This window comes from Actinorectispora metalli (assembly GCF_056323685.1).
The window spans coordinates 3,260,975-3,278,898 of sequence record NZ_JBREYE010000001.1; the positions used below are offsets into that span (position 1 = coordinate 3,260,975).

Genomic DNA, 17,924 nt, shown 5'->3' on the forward strand with positions numbered 1-17,924 from the left:
GTCACTTCGCAGAGCTGGTGCCCTGCGCATTTCGACGCTAGCGGTTTACACCCTTGTAAAGCCTGGTCCGCGGGCGTGGCCTTTCGGGGGAGGCCACGCCCGCGGGGATATCAGGAGTTCGCCGCCAAGCGCACGATCTTCTCGTCGGGCTCGCCGAAGGTGAAGAGCTCGCCGCGTTCAGCGGTTTCCACCAGCAGCTTCGGAGGAGCGAAGCGGTCGCCGTAGCGGTCCGCCAGCTCCTTGGCGCGGGCTACGAAGCCGGTGAGTCCGCCCGCATAGCCGTGCATGTACTGGATCACGCCGCCGGTCCAGGCCGGGAAGCCGATGCCGAAGATGGAGCCGATGTTGGCATCCGCCACCGACGTGAGCACGCCTTCTTCGACGCAGCGGATCGTTTCGAGGGACTCGATGAAGAGCATGCGCTCCTCGAGTTCGATCAGCTCCGCGTCACCCGGCACGTGCTCTACCTGCTTGGTGAAGTGCTCGCGCAGGCCCGGCCACAGACCGGTGCGCTTGCCGTCCTCATACTCGTAGAAGCCCGCGCCCGAAGACCTGCCCTTGCGGCCGAACTCGTCGATCATGCGGTCGATCACCGGCTCGGCCGGGTGGGCGGGCCACACGCCGCCCGCGGCCTCGATCGCGCGCTTGGTCTCCTCGCGGATCTTGCGGGGCAGCGTCAGGGTGAGCTCGTCCAGCAGCTGCAAGACCGGCGCCGGGTAGCCCGCCTGGAGGCTGGCCTGCTCGATGGTGGACGGGTCGATGCCCTCCGCCAGCATGGCCACGCCTTCGCTGATAAAGGTGCCGATCACGCGGCTGGTGAAGAAGCCGCGGCTGTCGTTGACCACGATCGGCGTCTTCTTGATCTTGAGCACCACGTCGAACGCCTTGGCCAGGGCCTCGTCGCTGGTCTGCTCGCCGCGGATGATCTCCACCAGCGGCATCTTGTCCACGGGGGAGAAGAAGTGCAGGCCGACGAAGTCACGCGGGCGGCCTACGCCCTCGGCGAGGAGGGTGATCGGCAGCGTGGACGTGTTGCTGCACAGGAGGGCGTCGGGGTTGACGACCGCCTCGGCCTCGTTGAAGACCTTCTTCTTCAGCGCGGGGTCCTCGAAGACCGCTTCGATGATCAGGTCCGCCCCGGCCAGGTCCGCGGGGTCGCCGGTGGGGGTGATCCGCGCCAGCACCTCGTCGCGCTTCTCCTGGCTGATGCGGCCCTTGGCCAGCTGCTTGTCCAGGATCTTGACCGAGTAGTTCTTGCCCTTCTCGGCCGCCTCCGCCGAGACGTCCTTCAGCACGACCTCAATGCCGTTGCGGGCGCACACGTAGGCAATGCCCGCGCCCATCATGCCCGCGCCGAGCACGGCGACCTTCTTGGCCGTGTACTTCTCCACACCGTCGGGACGGCTGCCGCCGCCGTTGATGTACTGGAGGTCGAAGAAGAACGCCTTGGTCATGTTCTTCGAGGTCTGACCGGTCGCGAGGTCGGTCAGGTAGCGGCTTTCGATGAGCAGCGCGGTGTCGAAGTCGACCTGGGTGCCCTCGACCGCGGCGCACAGGATGTGGTGCGGGGCCGGGTAGGGGGCGCCCTTGAGCTGCTTGCGCAGGTTCGACGGGAACGCGGGCAGCATCATCGCCAGCTTCGGGCTGGACGGGGTGCCGCCGGGGATCTTGTAGCCCTTGACGTCCCACGGCTGCACCGGCTCCGGATTGGCCTTGATCCACGCCTTGGCCTTGGCCAGCAGCTCGTCGGTCGAGGACGCGAGCTCTTCGATCAGGCCGAGTTCGACTACCTGCTCGACCTTCATCCGCGGACCCTGGGCCAGCACCTTCATCACCGCGTCGGCGATGCCCAGACGGCGAACGGTGCGGGTCACGCCGCCTGCGCCGGGCAGCAGGCCGAGGGTGACCTCGGGCAGGCCGAAGCGGGCGTCGGGGGCGGCTGCGGAGTCCAGCGCCACCCGGTGGTGACAGGACAGCGCGATCTCGAAGCCGCCGCCCAGCGCGGTGCCGTTCAGGGCCGCGACCACGGGCTTGCCGAGCTTCTCCAGGCGGCGAAGCTGCGCCTTGATCTCGGTGATGCCCGCGAGGAACTCGGCGGCCTGCTCGCGGCGGGCGGACAGCAGCGTGGTGAGGTTGCCGCCCGCGAAGAAGGTCTTCTTGGCGCTGGTGACCACTACACCCGTGACGGAGTCCTTCTCGGACTCCAGGCGGTCGATGGTCTCGCCCATCGCCCTGGTGTAGGTCTCGTTCATGGTGTTCGCGCTGCTGCCAGGGTCGTCCATGGTCAGGACGACGATGCCGTCGGCGTCGCGCTCCCAGCGGATCATGTTCTCGCTCATCCCTCTCACAGCCTCTCGACGACCGTCGCGATGCCCATGCCGCCGCCGACGCACAGCGCGATGAGGCCGTAGCGCTCACCGCGGCGCTCCAGCTCATCCAGCACGGTGCCGACGAGCATGGCGCCGGTCGCACCCAGCGGGTGGCCCATGGCGATCGCGCCGCCGTTGACGTTGACCTTCTCGTGCGGCAGGTTCAGCTCCCGCATGAAGCGCAGCACGACCGCGGCGAACGCCTCGTTGATCTCCACCAGGTCGATCTGGTCGATGGTCAGGCCCGCCTTGGCCAGCGCCTTCTCCGCGGCGGGCGCGGGGCCGGTGAGCATGATCGTCGGCTCGGAGCCGGTCACCGCGGTGCCCAGAATGCGGCCGCGCGGGGTCAGCCCGCCCTGGCGGCCGGCCTCCTCGCTGCCGATCAGCACCAGCGCGGCGCCGTCCACGATGCCGGAGGAGTTGCCCGCGGTGTGCACGTGCTCGATGCGCTCCACCCAGTGGTACTTCTGCAACGCAACCGCGTCGAAGCCGCCCGCGTCGCCGATGGCGGCGAACGAGGCGGGCAGCGCGCCGAGGCCATCCAGGGTGGAACCGGGGCGGATGTGCTCGTCACGGTCCAGCACGACCAGCCCGTTGCGGTCCTTCACCGGCACCACGGAGCGGGTGAAGCGGCCGTCGGCCCAGGCCTTCGCGGCGCGGGTCTGCGACTCCAGCGCGAAGGAGTCGACGTCCTCGCGGGAGTAACCCTCGATGGTGGCGATCAGGTCCGCGCCGATGCCCTGCGGCACGAACGAGGTGCCGAAGCTGGTCTCGGGGTCCATCGCCCACGCGCCGCCGTCGGAACCCATCGGCACGCGCGACATCGACTCGACGCCGCCCGCGATGATCAGGTCCTCCCAGCCGGAGCGGATCTTCTGCGCCGCGGTGTTCACGGCCTCCAAGCCGGAGGCGCAGAAGCGGTCCAACTGCACACCCGCCACCGTGTGGGGCAGGCCCGCGGCCAGCGCGGCCGTCTTGGGCAGCACCGAGCCCTGATCGCCGATGGGCGAGACGATGCCCATCACGACATCGTCGATCAGAGCGGGGTCCAGCTCATCGTTGCGCCTGCGCAGCTCGTCGATCAGGCCGGTGACCAGCGAGATCGGCTTGACGCTGTGCAGGGATCCGGTCGCTTTCCCGCGACCTCGGGGGGTACGTATCGCCTCGTATACAAAGGCCTCGGCAGCTGCGCCAGCCATGATCGTGTGCCACCTCCATCAAAGGACGTGACACAAATACTGTCACAGTTACCGATGGGTAGCTACCCCGCCCCTTTCGCGGACTTAGTGTCCTAAGTCAAAGATCTCACCCGATTTTTATCGGACTCCGGACACCAGTCCGGGTTTGGCGGTCAGCGTTCGCGGGCTTGGCGGGTTTGGCGGGCGTTGGCGCGCTCGATGGCGCGGACCAGTTCGTCCTTGGTCATCGTGGAGCGGCCGGGGATGTCGAGCTTGCCCGCGATCTCATACAGGTGCTTCTTGGTGGCGTTGGCGTCGACACCGCCCGCGGTGTTCGACTCGCCTTGGCGGTAGCTGCGCGCGGCCTGCTTGTCCGAGGGGCCTTTCTCTTTCTTGGCCTCCCAGTGGTCGCCGACCTTCTCGAACGAGTGCTTCAACGCCGAGAACGCGGTGCGGTGGGCGCGCTCGCCCTCGCCGTAGGTCTCGACGGCGGAATCGTGGGCCTTGATCCAGGTCCGCTGGGCCTTCGCCGAGGAGCGCTCAACGGTGGAAGGGAGTTCCTGCCTGCCGGGCATGGTCTGCCTCCTTGAGTAGTTCACGCACGTCCGCGGCCACCGGTTCCACCGGAACGTCGGCCACCACGGACACCTCGTGTACGCAGTCGTGTTGGGCGACCGGGTCGGTGAAGTGCACGCCGCAGTGCGGGCACTGCACCGTCCAGCCGATATGCACCCGGTTGGTGAGCCTGCCGATCGGCCCGCAGTTGATCACGTTGCCGCACCAGAACACGCTGACCGTCGGGGTGCCGACGGCCTCGGCGAGGTGACGCGGCCCGCTGTCGTTGCCCACCAGCACGTCGGCGGCGGCGAGCAAACCGACCAACCCGCGCAGGGACAGGTCACCCACCGGACGCACCGCGTCGGAATCGGCCAAAGACACCACCCGGGAGACCAAGTCGTCCTCGTCGCCGAGCACCAACACGGTGGCACCGGCCTCGGCGGCGTCCGCCGCGACCGCGGCGAAGTTCTCCGCGGGCCAACGGCGCCGGGCGTCCCGCGCGCCGGGGTGCAGCACCACCAGCGGGCCGGTCACCGCGTGCAGCACCGACGAGGCCGCGGTGTGATCGGCGGGGATCGTGGCCAGCCGGGGCGTCACCGCGGCGGGCGGGCAGCCGACCAAGCCGACGATCTCCAGCATCCGCAGCGTCTCGTGCTGGAAGTACTGGAACGGCAGCCAGCGGTCCAACTCCACCGCGTCCGGAGTGCGGGCGCCCACGGTGCACCACGCGCCAAGCGAGAGCACGAACGGATTGGCGTAGCGGCCACCGCCGTGCAACTGCACCGCCAGGTCCAGTCTCGCGGCGGACCGCCAGGACTCGAATGCCTCTGGCGAGGCCCCCGAGGACTCGCTGATGCCCTCCAGCGGCGGCAACTCCACCACAGAGTCGACCGGCATTGGCCGACCCGCGAGCAGGTCGCAGTGCGCGCTGCTGGTCAACAGGGTGATCTCCGCGGCGGGATAGGTCGCGCGCAGCGACTCCAGCGCGGGCAGGGCGAACAGCAGGTCGCCGATACCGCCTGCCCGCAACACAGCCATCCGGGACAGGTTGTCCAGCCTGCGCTGCCGTGTGATCACGTGATCGACCTCCTCAGCTTGCGGAGTTCCCTCGGCCGCCTGCCGAGAAACCGTGTGATGCGGCCGGTGCCGGGGTAATCGCCGGGTACGAAGACGCGACGGGGAGGCTTTTCGGTGAGCATCGGCGAGGCAGTGCGCAGCGAGTTGGCGGACGACCTGCGACTGCGGAAGGACAACCCGCTGGACGGCAGCGTGGTCGGCTGGACGCACATCGCCGACGCCGACGAGGCCGCGGCCGCCGTCGCCTTGGCCCGCTCCGCGGCGCACGCCTGGGCCAGGACGCCATCCGCCGAGCGTGCGGGCATGCTGCGCAGGGCAGCGGCAGACGTCCGCGCCGACCTGTCCCGGCTGGCCGCGCTGAACCACGAGGAGACCGGCAGGCCGCTTGGCGAATGCGAGGGCGGCATCGAGGCGGGCGCGGGCACCCTGGAGCAGTACGCCGAGCTTGGCCCGGTCCGCGGCGGGCGCACGCTGATGGGCAATTGGGGCGCCGCCGACTTCATGGTCCCCGAGCCGCGCGGGGTGGCGGCCGTGCTGACGCCGTGGAACGACCCCATCGCCGTCTCGGCGGGCCTGCTCGGCGCGGCGCTGATCACCGGCAACACCGTGGTCTACAAGCCGAGCGAACGCTCCCCGTTCTCCTGCGCCCGCTTCGCCGAACTGCTCGCCGCCCGACTGCCCGCCGGGGTGCTCGTGCACCTGCCCGGCGACGGCAAGACCGGCGCCGCGCTCACCGCGCAGCCGGGACTGGACGTGATCGCCCACGTCGGCAGTACCCGCACCGGCCGGTCCATCGCCCACGCCGCCGCACGCACCGGCGCGAAGGTGCTGCTGGAGAACGGCGGCAACGACCCCTTGGTGGTCGACGCCGACGTCAACCCGGACTGGGCCGCCGAGCAGGCCGCCATCGGCGCGTTCACCAACGCCGGGCAGATCTGTGTCTCCGTCGAGCGGATCTACGTGCACCAAGCCGTCGCCGAACAGTTCCTCACCGAACTCGTCCGGCAGGCCCGCTGCCGGGTCAGCCTCCCCGAGCGGGAGGACCAGATCGAGTTGGGGCCGCTGGTGGACCGCACGCTGCGACACCAGGTGCACGCCAAGGTCGAGCAGGCGGTCGCCGCGGGCGCGACGCTGCTCACCGGCGGCTGCGTCCCGCACGGTGCGGGCGCGTGCTACCCCGCCACCGTGTTGACCGACTGCACGCAGCGGATGGCCGTGATGGCGGAGGAGGTCTTCGGGCCGGTCGCCCCCGTGCGGGTGGTCGCCGACTTCGACCAGGGCCTCGCCGAGGCCGCGGAGGGCAGCTACGGGCTGGCCGCGACCGTGCTCACGGCCTCACTCGACCACGCCCAACGTGCCTGGCGGGAACTGCCCGTGGGCACGGTGAAGATCAACCACGTGTTCGGCGGGGCTCCCGGCGGAGCGGCCCACCCTCGGCGCGGCAGCGGCGCGGGTTACGGGTACGGCCCGGAGCTACTGGACGAGTTCACCCAGACCAAGGCCGTTCACCTCGGTCAACCGGGCTGATCAGGTGCCGGTGCCCACCGCCGCGGTCGCTTCCTCCAGGGTGGCGTGCGTGCTGAACACATCGGAGAGGCCGGTCGCGGTCAGCGGGCGGATCACCGAGCGGTTGCTGCACACCAGGTGGAAGGTCGCGTCCTTCTGCTGAGCCAGCCGCGCGCCCTCGACCAGCACCGAAAGGCCGCTCGAGCCGAGGAACCCGACCTTGCTCAGATCCAGCACCAGGCCTGCGCACTCGGCGCCATCCAACTCGTCGGCGAGATGCTGCCGGAGGACCGGCGCGGTCAGCATGTCGACCTCGCCCTCGACCTCGAGCACCACGATGTCACCGTCAAGCCGCCGAGCACGCACCTCGATCTCCTGCTCGGCCTGCGCCGCGGTGTCGTTCTGCTTCGCCGGCACTGCGATCCCGGGGTCAGGCATCGTCACAGGTCCTCCTGAGCATCCACTCCGGTGTCGTCGGAACGACACCCTGTGGTCGATCATGATATGGCGTCCAGGTCGCCGTTTGGAGCTCGCCGCCTGCGTGACCCACCGTACGGACCACACCGAGCGTCGACAACCGCAGCCCCGCGTCGCCGGGTTTGCCACGCCCCGCACAGGGCACCTCAGCAGTGGCGGCTCGCCTGCCGTCAACTGGAGGTGGATCGTGCGAACCCGGGAACTCTCCGCCGACGAACTGCACGCGCAACTGCCATCGGACCTGGCCGCGGCGGGTCTGCGGGTGCTGGTGATCGGCGATGCGATTCTGGACGGCTGGCTTTCCGGCCGCTGCCATCGGCTGGCCAGGGAGGCGCCCGCCCCTGTGATCGAAGTGACGCACAGCTGGGCCACACCCGGTGGGTCGGCGAACACCGCGGCGAACCTGGCCGCGCTGGGCGCCCAGACCTGCATGGTGTCGGTGGTCGGCGACGACCCCGACGGCGCCGAACTGCTGCGTGATCTCGCCCAAGCCGGCGTCGGCACCGAGGGCGTCGTGATGGAAACGGGCAAGCGCACCGTGGCCAAGCGCCGCCTCGTCGCCGACGACGTGCTGTTGGCCCGCTTCGACGAGGGCGACGGCTGCGGACTGCGGCCCTCCACCACTCGCAGGCTGGTGGACATGGTGCGGGAACAGGCCGAACGGGCGGACGCCGTGCTGGTCTGTGACTACGGCCTCGGCGTGTTGTCGGAGGAGCTGGTCGACGCGCTCACCGAACTCCGCGACCGGCTGCCGCTGCTGGTGGTGGACGCTCACGACCTGCGTCCGTGGCAGGGCATCCGGCCCGATGTGGTCACCCCCAACACCGCGGAGGCCGCGGCGTTGATCGGCTCCTCGCTCCCGGAGGACGGGAGCAGCCGGGTCGCCGCGCTGCGAGAGGCCCGGGAGACCCTGCTGGCGGCCACCGGCGCGGAGGCGGTGGTGGTCACCATGGACACCGAGGGCGCGTTGCTGCTGGGCCAGCAGCCCACCGGCGACCACCGGAGCTGGGCGCGGCCCGCCCCGGAAGCCCACGCCTCCGGCGCGGGCGACACCTTCGTCGCCGCGTTCACGCTGGGCGCGGCGTTCGGGCTGAGCCCTGCGGGCTGCCTCGAACTGGCCCAGGCCGCCGCGGACGTGGTGGTGCACCGCCCCGGCACCTCGGTGTGCACCACCTCCCAGCTGGCCGAACGGTTGTCCGCCTTCCGCGGCGCCGCCCTCGACCACGACCAGTTGGCCCGCATCGTGACCGAGCACCGCGCGGCGGGTCGCCGCATCGTGTTCACCAACGGCTGCTTCGACGTCCTGCACCGCGGCCACGTCGGCTACCTCAACCAGGCCAAGGCGCTGGGCGATGTGCTGGTGGTGGCGATCAACTCCGACGACAGCGTGCGCAAGCTCAAAGGCGAGGACCGGCCGGTCAACACCATGGGCGACCGCGCCGCCGTGCTCGCCGCGCTGAGCTGCGTCGACCATGTGACGGTCTTCGAGGAGCCGACCCCGGTGAAGCTCATCGAGCGGCTGCGGCCCGACTGCTACGCCAAGGGCGGCGACTACACCCCGGAGATGCTGCCGGAGACACCCGTGGTGGAGGCCGCGGGCGGCGAGGTGCGCATCCTGGACTACCTGCCGGACGTCTCCACGACGGCACTGATCGAACGTATCCGCGGCTCGGCGGGCACGGGGGAGCGGCGGTGACAGAGCAGCCCGAATTTCCCGAGTAGAGGTGCTGATCCCCACCTGCGACCGCCCGGTCGAACTGGCCACCACGCCGGCCGGGCTCGCCGCCCAGCGGTTCCCCCGCTTCCAGGTGCTGATCAGCGATCAGAGCGACACGGCGGCCGGGTTCGACACGGCCGCGGCCAAGGCCATGATCCGCACCCTGGAGGTGCGGGGCGTACCGGTGCGGCACCTGCAGCACCTGCCGCGCCGCGGCTTGGCCGAGCACCGCGCGTTCCTGCCGGCGCAGAGCGCGGCCCGCGGAACTCGCCCCGTTCGAGGAGTGGGACGGCCGAAGCTGCGGTCCGGCGAATGGCGGGCGTACAAGGTCGCCTGGGTCGGCGGCTGCGTGCTCTACGACCGACTGGCACTGATCGACTGCGGCGGCTTCGACTTCTGGTCCGAACTGCCGCCGGAGCACGCGGGCGAGGACGTGGCCGCGCAGTGGGAGGTGATGGCCCGTCACGGCGGCGCGGGCATCCTGCCCAGCGGCGCGGTGCACCTGGAGGCACCGACGACGGTGCCGGACCGCACGGTCGAGGTCACCGACGTTCTCGACAGGTGAAAGCGGGTACCCCCAGCGCATGGCTGAGATCGGTTACTTCCTGTCATGCGAGGAGTTCGGGCCGAAGGAACTGGTCCGGCAGGCCAAGGCCGCCAAGGAGGCGGGCTTCACCAGGCTGTGGATCTCCGACCATTTCCACCCGTGGAACGACCAGCAGGGCAACAGCCCGTTCGTGTGGTCGGTGATCGGCGCGTTGTCCGAGGCCGTCGACCTGCCCATCACCACCGCGGTGACCTGTCCGACCGTGCGCATCCACCCGGCGATCATCGCGCAGGCCGCGGCGACCGCGGCCGTCCAGTGCGACAACCGCTTCGTGCTGGGCGTCGGCAGCGGCGAGGCGCTCAACGAGCACATCCTCGGCGATGCCTGGCCCACCGCCGACGTGCGGCTGGAGATGCTGGAGGAGGCCATCGAGCTGATCAGGCTGCTGCACGAGGGACGGCAGACCAGCTTCGACGGCGAGTACTACACGGTGGACACCGCGCGGATCTACACGCTGCCGGACCGGCCGGTGCCGATCTACGTCTCCGCCTTCGGCCCGAAGGCGATGAAGCTGGCCGCGCGGGTCGCCGACGGCTACATCACCACCACGCCCGACGCCGACCTGCTCAAGTCCTACCGCGCGCAGGGCGGCCGCGGCCCGGCGCAGGCGGGTATGAAGGTCTGCTGGGCGCCCACCCGCGAACAGGGTGTGGACACACTGCACCGGCTGTGGCCGAACTCGGGGCTGCCCGGTGAACTGTCCCAGGTATTGCCGGTTCCGCGGCATTTCGAGCAGGCGTCCGAATTGGTCACCAAGGAGATGCTCGCCAAGTCCATGCCCTGCGGCCCGGACATGGAAGATCATCTCAAGGCACTGCGCGAATATCTGGACGCGGGCTACGACGAAGTGTATGTCGCCCAGATCGCACCAGATCAGGACCAGTTCTTCGAAGCCTGGTCCCGTGACATCCTCCCCAAGGTGACGGAACCCGCCGCCGTGGGATGAGCTGTGATCATTCAGCGCCCCCTGTGCCGGTTCCGGCAGAGCGGTGCGGGATGCTGTGTTTCGGGGGAGATTCGTCATCGGCCCATTCAGTGGGATGACTTATCGGCTTTCGGCCTAATTGCGCTGGTTTGCGTGCCTTGTCGCCGTGCAGAGTGCCCATACGACGGACCGGGTGATGGGCTATTGGCCTAGTGCTCATTTGTATCGCGATGCATATAACAAGCACCGGCGCGCTTGACGGCTTGTCGCCACGGTAATTAGCTTCGCTCCGCGATCAGCGCGAAAAGATCAACGGCGGTCTTTGGCACGGGGGAGGTGTTCGACATGGGCGCTCCCCGCCCGATCGGCCGCCCCGAACTCGTCTCCCAGGTGCGCACCGCGCTGGAAGCGGGCAGCGTCCTGCTGCACGGCCCGGCGGGAATCGGCCGCACCACCCTCCTCAAGGCCGTGGTGCACGGCCTCGACGAGCCCCGCGTCTTGTCCTCCGCACCCGCCGAGGCCGACGCCGCCGTGCCGTACCTGACGCTGGCCGACCTGCTCGCCGACCTCGACCGAGCGGCTCTGGAGGTGCTGCCCGCCCCGCAGCGGGAGGCACTGGAGCGGGCGGTCGCCAGGACCGCCGACGCCGCGCCGGACCCGCTGGCCGTCCGCCTCGGACTGCTCAGCCTGCTGCGGCTGCTGGCCGAACAGGGGCCGGTGCTGATCGTGCTCGACGATGCGCAGTGGGTGGACCGCGCCAGCCACGACGTGTTGGCGTTCGTCATGCGCCGCAGCGGAACCGAGCGCAGGCTGCGGGTGCTGGCCGCCGAACGCGTCGAGGAGGCCCAGCCGGTTCGGGCGGGAGGGCTGTGCGGACCGGACACCGAGTTGGTCAAGGTGCCGCCGATGCCCACCGCCGAGCTCACCGACCTGCTGCGGGAACTGGTGGGCTACGACGTGGTCTCCCGGCAGACCGCCACCAGCATCTACGAGCTTTCCGCCGGGAACCCGCTGTTCGCCATGGAGATCGCGCAGGCGCTGGCCCGCGACTGCCAGCCGGTGCCCGGCAGCCTGCTGCCCGTCCCGAAGAAACTGCGCGCCATGGTCAACGCCCGGCTGGCGGCCCTGTCGGAGCGGGCGCGGGAGACGCTGCTCTACGCCGCCGCCGCTGCGCGGCCGACCACCACGCTGTTGCACAAGGCGGGCCGGGAGAAGGTGGACGCCGACCTCGCCGAGGCCTCCTGGCTGGGTTTCGTGCGGTTGCTGCACGACGGCAGGCTGCACTTCACCCATCCCATTCTGCCCGCGACGCTGTACGCCGACGCCGATCCCGAGCAGCGCTTCGCGGTGCACGCCCGGTGGGCCGAACTGCTCACCGACCCGGTGGAGCGGGCCCGCCAGCAGGCGTGCGCCAACCCCGGCGAGGACGAGTCGCTGGCCAAAACCCTGCTCAAGGCGGCCGCCACCGCCGCGCAACGCGGGGCGCCGGGCGAGTCGGCCGAGTTGACGCTGCTGGCCGTGCAGCGGACCCCGGTGGACTCGCCTGCCGCGATCGTCAACCGCAGGCTGCGCGCGGCCGAGTACGCGTTGCTCGCGGGCCGCAGCGAGTTGGTGCACAGCCTCGCCGAGGCGGTGCTCGCCGATCCGGCGGCGAACCGGCAGCGGCGTATTCAGGCGTACAGCCTCCTGATCGACGCGGGCGGCCACTCGCTGCCCTCCGCGCGGGACATCGGCCGCACCGCGTTGGTGGAGGCCAAGGGCGTGCCCGCCCTGGAGGCGCCGGTGCGGCTGCGGCTGGCGATCCACGCCTCCTTCCGCGGCCGCTTCTCCCAGGCCGTGTCCGAGCTCAGCCAGGCCGCGTCGCTGGCCGAGCAGGCGGGCGACGACCGGACTCAGTGCTACGCGTTGCTGGCAAAGGCGCTGTACCAGGTGGGCATCGGTGATCTGGACGCCCGGCGCACCCTGGACCAGGCCCTGGCCATGGAGGTGGGTCGGGAACTGCCCATCGAGGTCTCGCCCGCCTGGGCCGTCAGCCGGTTCGCGTTCTTCGAGGACAACCTGGACCTCGCCGTCGACGAGGTGATGCGCCTGATCGACCTTGCCGAGCAGCGCGGCGAGATCGGCGGCATCGGTTACCTCGGGTGGGGCCTGGTGGAACCGCTCGTCTACGCGGGGCGCTGCCGGTTCGCGCTGGAGCGCGCCAACCACGGGCTGCTGATGGCGCAGGACACCGACGACAACCTCTCGCCCGCGCTCTACGCGGCGGGGCTCGCGGAGGTGACCGGCGGCAGTGTGGAGCAGGCGCTGCACCATGCGGCGCGGGGCCTGCGGGTCGGGCGGGAGGAGGGGAATCTGCCCTTCGTGGCCCGTCATCTGTGGGTGAGTGGGCTCGCGCACCTGGCCACCGGCAACCCGGAGGAGGCGGTGCGGCCGCTGCTCGGCGTGCGTGAGTTGGAGCACCAGATGGGCATGGTGGACCCCACCCTGATCCGCTACCACGCCGACCTCGCCGAGGCGCTGCTGGCCATCGGCGACTTGGATCGCGCGCAGACGGTGATCTGCCAGGCGCGGGAGGCGGCCACCGCGCTCGGCCGCCGGAGCGTGGTCGGCACCGTAGCCCGTGCCCAGGGTCTGCTCTACCTCGCTCTGGGGGATACCAGCGAAGCATTGGTCGCTCTGCGTGATTCCGTGGACGAACTCGGGAAATTGGGACAGCCGCTCCAACAAGCGCGAGGGATATTCGCTTTGGGCATTGCGGAACGGCGGTCCCGGCGACGCAGCGCGGCCCGCGAGGCGCTGGCACATGCGCACCGGATATTCACCGAGCACGGCGCCCAGCCGTGGGCGGCGCGGGTGCAGACCGAACTGGACAGAGGCGGCGATCAGGTCACCGCCGCCGATGGTGATCTTCCCGACCTCACTGCCCTGGAGCTGCGAATATGTCAACTGGTTAGCACCGGAGCCACGAACAGGGAAGTGTCCGGGAAGCTCAACGTTAGCGTGAAGACCATTGAAGGGGCGCTGACGCGGATTTATCGGAAGTTCGGCGTCCGTTCGCGAACCGAGTTGGCGTCGAAGCTGCGGCTGAGTGTTGCGTTCGGATGACGGAAGTTGTCGTTTGTTGCGAGCTTGTGACCAAGACGATGCAAGGGATTTCCCCGTTTCGCGGTCACCGACACCGACGTAACTTCATAGGCGTTGTAACTCGAACGAGTGATGCGACGGGGATGCCACCCCCAAGTCGATCACACGGAGTCACTGGAAGGGGGATGCTGTGAGGACCAGGTGCTACGGCGCACCCGACGCGGTCGACGCAGTCCCGGCATTTCCCCCACATTCCTCTCAGCAGCTGGTCGGGCTCCCCTCTGTCCGGTCCCGGATCCGCCCCTTGGGCATGTGATCCCGGAGGCATCCGGCCTGCTGCTGACTCGAAGAGCTCCTCTGCGCCTGGGGAGCTCGAACGGAGATCGCCTCGGCTCCCCCTGCAAGCCGAGGCGATCTCCCACTAAACGATCCTCACCTCACCCCCGGCCGCACCGTTAGGCTCGCTGAGCAGCGCCCAGCCGAGCCCGAGGAGCAGTCGTTTGACGCCCGCCCAGCGGAAAGTGCACGCCATCGAGCAGGAGTCCTACCGCATTCTGCGGTCCAGGGTGGACACCTCCGACCTCCCACCGCTGACCAGGGCGGTGGTCGAGCGGGTCGTGCACACCACGGCGGACACCAGTTGGGCAGGCGAGATCGTCGCCGACGAGGAGTCGCTGATGGTGGGCCGGGCCGCGATGCTGGCGGGCGCCCCGCTGATCACCGACGTCCGGATGCTCGCCGCGGGCGTCACCTCCCGCAAGGCCCTGCCCGCCCTGGACGCCGAGGGCGTCGCCGAGCTTGCCGCCGCGGAGGGCCTGACCCGATCCGCAGCGGGTATTCGGCTGCGCGCCGCGGCCCACCCCGACGGCGCGGTGTTCGCGGTCGGCAACGCCCCGACCGCCTTGGCCGAACTGGCTCGGCTGTGCGCGGCGGGCGAACTGCGCCCGGCGCTGATCGTGGGCCTGCCGGTGGGTTTCGTCGGCTCCGTCGAGTCGAAGCAGGCCATCAGGCGAACCGGTGCGCCGTCCCTGACCAACCGCACCGAACGCGGCGGAAGCTCGATCACCGCCGCCGCCGTCAACGCCCTGCTCTACGCCGGGGGCGCCGGATGAGCGTGCCGCCGATCGCCGTCATCGGCGTGGACAACCCCCGCGCCCTGCCCCCGGCCGCCCAGGAACTGCTGGCCGAGGCCACGCTCATCCTCGGCGCCGACCGGCTGCTGGCACAGCTGTCGCTGCCCGACGGCGCCCCGACCCGGCAGATGGGCGCGGTCGGGAACCTGGTCCCCGAGCTCAACGGCCACGACGGGCCGGTGGCCCTGCTGGCCAGCGGCGACCCCGGTTTCTTCGGCGTGGTGCGGGCCCTGCGCGAACAGGGCGTGGAACCGACTGTGCTGCCCGGCCTGTCCTGTGTGCAGCGCGCGTTCGCCAGGATCGGCCGCCCCTGGGACGACGTGCAGGTGGTCACCGCCCACGGCCGGACCTTGCGCAACGCACTCAACGTCTGCCGCGCCCACCCCGCGGTGGCCGTGCTGACCGCACCTGGCGCGGGACCGTCGGAGCTCGCGGTGGGCCTACAGGGCTGGCCGCGGTACCTGGTGGTCGCCGAGGACCTCGACGGTCCCGGCGAGCAGCTCACCACGCTGGGTTTGACGGATGTGGCGGGCCGGACGTGGCGCGAGCCCAACCTGGTGTTGTCGCTGCGTGAGCCCGACACCGACCGCCCCGCCCCGTGGCTGCTGGGCGGGCAGCCCGCCGAGGGTGGCTGGGCGCTGCCGGAAAGCAGCTTCGACCACCGTGACGGCATGATCACCAAGTTCGAGGTGCGAGCCCACATCCTGGCCAAACTGGCGCCGCGCCCCGGCACCTTGATCTGGGACGTCGGCGCGGGTTCCGGCTCGGTGGCGGTGGAATGCGCGCGGCTGGGCGCGGCGGCTCTCGCGGTGGAGTCGGACCCCGCGCAGTGCACGCGGATCGTCGGCAACGCCCTGCGTCACCATGTGGATGTGCGGCTCGTGGAAGACCGGGCCCCGGTCGCCCTACAGGGTCTTCCGGAGCCGGACGCGATCTTCGTAGGAGGCGGCGGCACCGAGGTCATCAAGGCCTGCGCGGAGATCCGCGCCAAGCGCGTGGTGGTGGCCATCGCGGCGCTGGACCGGCTCCCCGCGGCAAGGGACGTGTTGCGGGCGGCGGGTTACACGGTGGAGGCGACCCAGCTCATCGCGGCCCGGCTGACCCCGGAGGGCGGCTTCACCGGCACCAACCCCATCACGGTGCTCTCCGCCGCGAACCCATGACCGAGCCGCCGCTGTCCGACCCCGACCTCCCCAGGACGGCCAAGGTCAGGACCAAGGCGCTGCGGACCGGCTTCACCACCGGCGCCTGCTCGGCTGCGGCGGCGAAAGCGGCGACCCTGGCCTTGCGCACCGCGACTCCGGTGTCCACTGTGGACATCCCATTCCCCGGCGAGGCGCGGCACTCGTTCGCCGTGGAGCACTGCGAGGTCGGCGCGGGCGAGGCGACCGCGGTGGTGGTGAAGGACGCGGGGGACGACCCCGACGTGACCCACGGAGCCCACCTGACCGTCACGGTCTCCTGGCGGCAGGACACCGAGGTCGTCCTGCACGGCGGGGAAGGCGTCGGCACCGTGACCAAACCGGGCCTCGGCTTGGAGGTGGGTGCCCCCGCGATCAACCCGGTGCCCCGGCAGATGATCACCGCGGCGATCCGGGAGGCGGAGCCGCACCGCGGCGTGGACGCCACGATCCGGGTGCCGGGCGGGGAGAAGATGGCGTACAAGACGACCAACCGCAGGCTGGGCATCATGGGCGGCATCTCCATCCTCGGCACCACCGGCATCGTGCGGCCGTTCTCCACCGCCTCCTGGCGGGCCTCGGTGGAACAGGCGGTGTCGGTGATGGCGGCTCAGGGTGTGCGGACGGTCGTGTTGTGCACCGGCGGCCGGACCGTCCGCGGCGCGAGCGCCCTGTTCCCCGACCTGCCGGACGTCGCGTTCGTCGAGGTCGGCGACTTCATCAGCGCCGCGATCCGCCGCGCCGTCGAGCACGGCTTGGCGGAGGTGGTCTTCGTCGGCATGATCGGCAAGCTCAGCAAGCTCGCCGCCGGCGTGCTGATGGTCCACCACACCCGGTCCCAGGTGGACACCGCGATGCTCGCCGAGATCTCCGCCGCCCACGGCATCGACGGCGCCCGACTGGATGAGATCCGCTCGGCACCGGCCCGGCGGGCATACGAGATCTGGCAGGAGTGCGGGGTACTCACCGAATGCGCCTCCGAGGTCTGCCACCGCGCGGCTTCGGTCTTGCGCCGGTTCAGCATCGAGTGCGGCAAGGAATTGCGCGCCAGGGTGCTCATGGTCGACTTCGCCGGCACGGACGTCGTCGGCGATTCCGACTGATCAGTTCCGCGCAGGCAGTGCGGAATGGGCTCCACGCCGGACTGCGATCAGCAGTCCGACTCCCGCCCCGGCGGCCAGCGCCGCGGCGGAACCGACCAGCACCCGTTCCCAGAATGCGGGCAGCACGCTGACCACAGTGGACGACCACAGCACCGCCGACTCCACCGGCACCGTCAACACCAGCAGCCCGCACGCGCCCAACACGCCGAGCCACAGGCCGTCCCGCCGTCCGGCGAGCCCCAACCCGACCGCGCCGAACACCACCAGCCAGCAGACCACGGCGGGCAACTGCTCCTCCCGCAGCACCGACAGCCAGTCCGGTCGCGCCATCGCGCCCGCCACCGTGTGCACCGCGTGGGCCACACCGGCGACCCCCAACGCGGCAAGCGAAACCCATCGGGGTGCCACCGCCACCCCGATGGCGAGCACCAACAACGCGAGCACCCACGGCCACGGCGACGGACCAGGCACCCACCGCACCTCGCCGCGCAGGTGATGACGCTCCTGCCCGGCGAGCAGGTCCACCTGCCAGGAGCGGATCAGGTGCTCCGCGTCGGGTGCGGCGACCGCCTGAGCGGGTGGCGCGGTGTCGCCCCAGTGCGCGAAGTGGTCGTGGAAGCGCAGCTCATCACCGGTCCGCTCCCACACCGGGGCCGCCTTGGTGGTCAGGACCGTGTGCCCGGCGTGCGCGGACACGTCACCGTCCGGTGTGGACATTTCCGGCAGCGCCGTGTTGCGGAAACCGCCCTCGGGGGAGACCCGGTAGCGGGTGTTGCCGTCGTGGTCCAGCACCACCACGTCGGGGCCGGTGGAGCGCAACCACACGGTCTTGCCGTTCTCCAGAATTCCGCCCTCGACGCCCGCAGGCAGCCGGGCGTCGGTGATGGTGCTGCGCAGGTTGGAGATCCGGTCCGGCGGGGCGTGCCTGCCCTCATGGGCGACCGCGTTCCCGGCCAAACCGAGAAGCAGGCCGAAGACAAGCAGCACAACGCGAAGCACAGTGAATCCC

General features: G+C 70.5%; 14 protein-coding genes. 8 read left to right on the forward strand and 6 right to left on the reverse strand.

The window, feature by feature from the left end:
* Positions 1-110 precede the first annotated feature (110 nt).
* The 4 genes from ACU6XJ_RS15315 to ACU6XJ_RS15330 form a co-directional block, all read right to left on the reverse strand.
* A complete protein-coding gene (locus ACU6XJ_RS15315; RefSeq protein WP_476311459.1) occupies positions 111-2,339 on the reverse strand; it encodes a 3-hydroxyacyl-CoA dehydrogenase NAD-binding domain-containing protein in 2,229 nt (742 codons plus the stop codon).
* A gap of 5 nt (positions 2,340-2,344) precedes the next feature.
* Complete coding sequence (locus ACU6XJ_RS15320; protein ID WP_476311461.1) at positions 2,345-3,568, reverse strand: acetyl-CoA C-acetyltransferase; 1,224 nt, start codon at positions 3,566-3,568, stop codon at positions 2,345-2,347.
* A gap of 152 nt (positions 3,569-3,720) precedes the next feature.
* A complete protein-coding gene (locus tag ACU6XJ_RS15325) occupies positions 3,721-4,122 on the reverse strand; it encodes a ChaB family protein (protein ID WP_476311464.1) in 402 nt (133 codons plus the stop codon).
* On the reverse strand, positions 4,088-5,182 hold the full coding sequence (locus ACU6XJ_RS15330; protein WP_476311467.1) for a glycosyltransferase family 9 protein: 1,095 nt from the start codon (positions 5,180-5,182) through the stop codon (positions 4,088-4,090). Before ACU6XJ_RS15330 ends, ACU6XJ_RS15325 begins: the two co-directional genes overlap by 35 nt.
* A gap of 114 nt (positions 5,183-5,296) precedes the next feature.
* On the opposite strand from ACU6XJ_RS15330, the gene ACU6XJ_RS15335 reads away from it, so the two are divergent.
* Positions 5,297-6,709: an aldehyde dehydrogenase family protein gene (locus ACU6XJ_RS15335; RefSeq protein ID WP_476311469.1), complete on the forward strand. Its 1,413-nt coding sequence runs from the start codon at positions 5,297-5,299 to the stop codon at positions 6,707-6,709.
* Here the strand turns inward: ACU6XJ_RS15335 and ACU6XJ_RS15340 are convergent, their stop codons facing one another.
* On the reverse strand, positions 6,710-7,126 hold the full coding sequence (locus ACU6XJ_RS15340; RefSeq protein WP_476314036.1) for an STAS domain-containing protein: 417 nt from the start codon (positions 7,124-7,126) through the stop codon (positions 6,710-6,712).
* 226 nt (positions 7,127-7,352) lie between these two features.
* On the opposite strand from ACU6XJ_RS15340, the gene rfaE2 reads away from it, so the two are divergent.
* From rfaE2 to ACU6XJ_RS15375, 7 genes are all read left to right on the forward strand, one after another.
* Complete coding sequence (gene rfaE2 / locus ACU6XJ_RS15345) at positions 7,353-8,861, forward strand: D-glycero-beta-D-manno-heptose 1-phosphate adenylyltransferase (protein WP_476311472.1); 1,509 nt, start codon at positions 7,353-7,355, stop codon at positions 8,859-8,861.
* Positions 8,862-8,889: 28 nt separating this feature from the next.
* The gene (locus tag ACU6XJ_RS15350) at positions 8,890-9,447 is read left to right on the forward strand and encodes a glycosyltransferase family 2 protein (RefSeq protein ID WP_476311473.1); all 558 of its coding nucleotides are present in this window, start codon (positions 8,890-8,892) and stop codon (positions 9,445-9,447) included.
* A 19-nt stretch (positions 9,448-9,466) separates the two neighbouring features.
* Complete coding sequence (locus ACU6XJ_RS15355) at positions 9,467-10,435, forward strand: TIGR03557 family F420-dependent LLM class oxidoreductase (RefSeq protein WP_476311475.1); 969 nt, start codon at positions 9,467-9,469, stop codon at positions 10,433-10,435.
* A 324-nt stretch (positions 10,436-10,759) separates the two neighbouring features.
* On the forward strand, positions 10,760-13,519 hold the full coding sequence (locus ACU6XJ_RS15360; RefSeq protein WP_476311478.1) for a helix-turn-helix transcriptional regulator: 2,760 nt from the start codon (positions 10,760-10,762) through the stop codon (positions 13,517-13,519).
* A gap of 479 nt (positions 13,520-13,998) precedes the next feature.
* Positions 13,999-14,610, forward strand: a complete 612-nt coding sequence (locus ACU6XJ_RS15365; protein WP_476311480.1) for a precorrin-8X methylmutase — start codon at positions 13,999-14,001, stop codon at positions 14,608-14,610.
* Entirely contained in the window at positions 14,607-15,794 is a 1,188-nt protein-coding gene (gene cbiE, locus ACU6XJ_RS15370; protein WP_476311483.1) for a precorrin-6y C5,15-methyltransferase (decarboxylating) subunit CbiE, read from the forward strand. Before ACU6XJ_RS15365 ends, cbiE begins: the two co-directional genes overlap by 4 nt.
* Positions 15,791-16,915, forward strand: coding sequence for a cobalt-precorrin-5B (C(1))-methyltransferase (locus ACU6XJ_RS15375; protein ID WP_476311485.1), 1,125 nt, complete (start codon positions 15,791-15,793; stop codon positions 16,913-16,915). The genes cbiE and ACU6XJ_RS15375 overlap by 4 nt, the downstream gene beginning before the upstream one ends.
* Here the strand turns inward: ACU6XJ_RS15375 and ACU6XJ_RS15380 are convergent, their stop codons facing one another.
* Positions 16,916-17,914 (reverse strand): hypothetical protein, encoded by a 999-nt coding sequence (locus ACU6XJ_RS15380; protein ID WP_476311487.1) that lies wholly within the window; start codon positions 17,912-17,914, stop codon positions 16,916-16,918.
* Positions 17,915-17,924: the final 10 nt, after the last annotated feature.

Bases quoted from the DNA above. Each gene is read 5' to 3' on its own strand.
- ACU6XJ_RS15315 (WP_476311459.1), bottom strand. From the start codon at position 2,339: ATGAGCGAGAACATGATCCGCTGGGAGCGCGACGCCGACGGCATCGTC.
- ACU6XJ_RS15320 (WP_476311461.1), bottom strand. From the start codon at position 3,568: ATGGCTGGCGCAGCTGCCGAGGCCTTTGTATACGAGGCGATACGTACC.
- ACU6XJ_RS15325 (WP_476311464.1), bottom strand. From the start codon at position 4,122: ATGCCCGGCAGGCAGGAACTCCCTTCCACCGTTGAGCGCTCCTCGGCG.
- ACU6XJ_RS15340 (WP_476314036.1), bottom strand. From the start codon at position 7,126: ATGCCTGACCCCGGGATCGCAGTGCCGGCGAAGCAGAACGACACCGCG.
- ACU6XJ_RS15355 (WP_476311475.1), top strand. From the start codon at position 9,467: ATGGCTGAGATCGGTTACTTCCTGTCATGCGAGGAGTTCGGGCCGAAG.
- ACU6XJ_RS15360 (WP_476311478.1), top strand. From the start codon at position 10,760: ATGGGCGCTCCCCGCCCGATCGGCCGCCCCGAACTCGTCTCCCAGGTG.
- cbiE (WP_476311483.1), top strand. From the start codon at position 14,607: ATGAGCGTGCCGCCGATCGCCGTCATCGGCGTGGACAACCCCCGCGCC.
- ACU6XJ_RS15375 (WP_476311485.1), top strand. From the start codon at position 15,791: ATGACCGAGCCGCCGCTGTCCGACCCCGACCTCCCCAGGACGGCCAAG.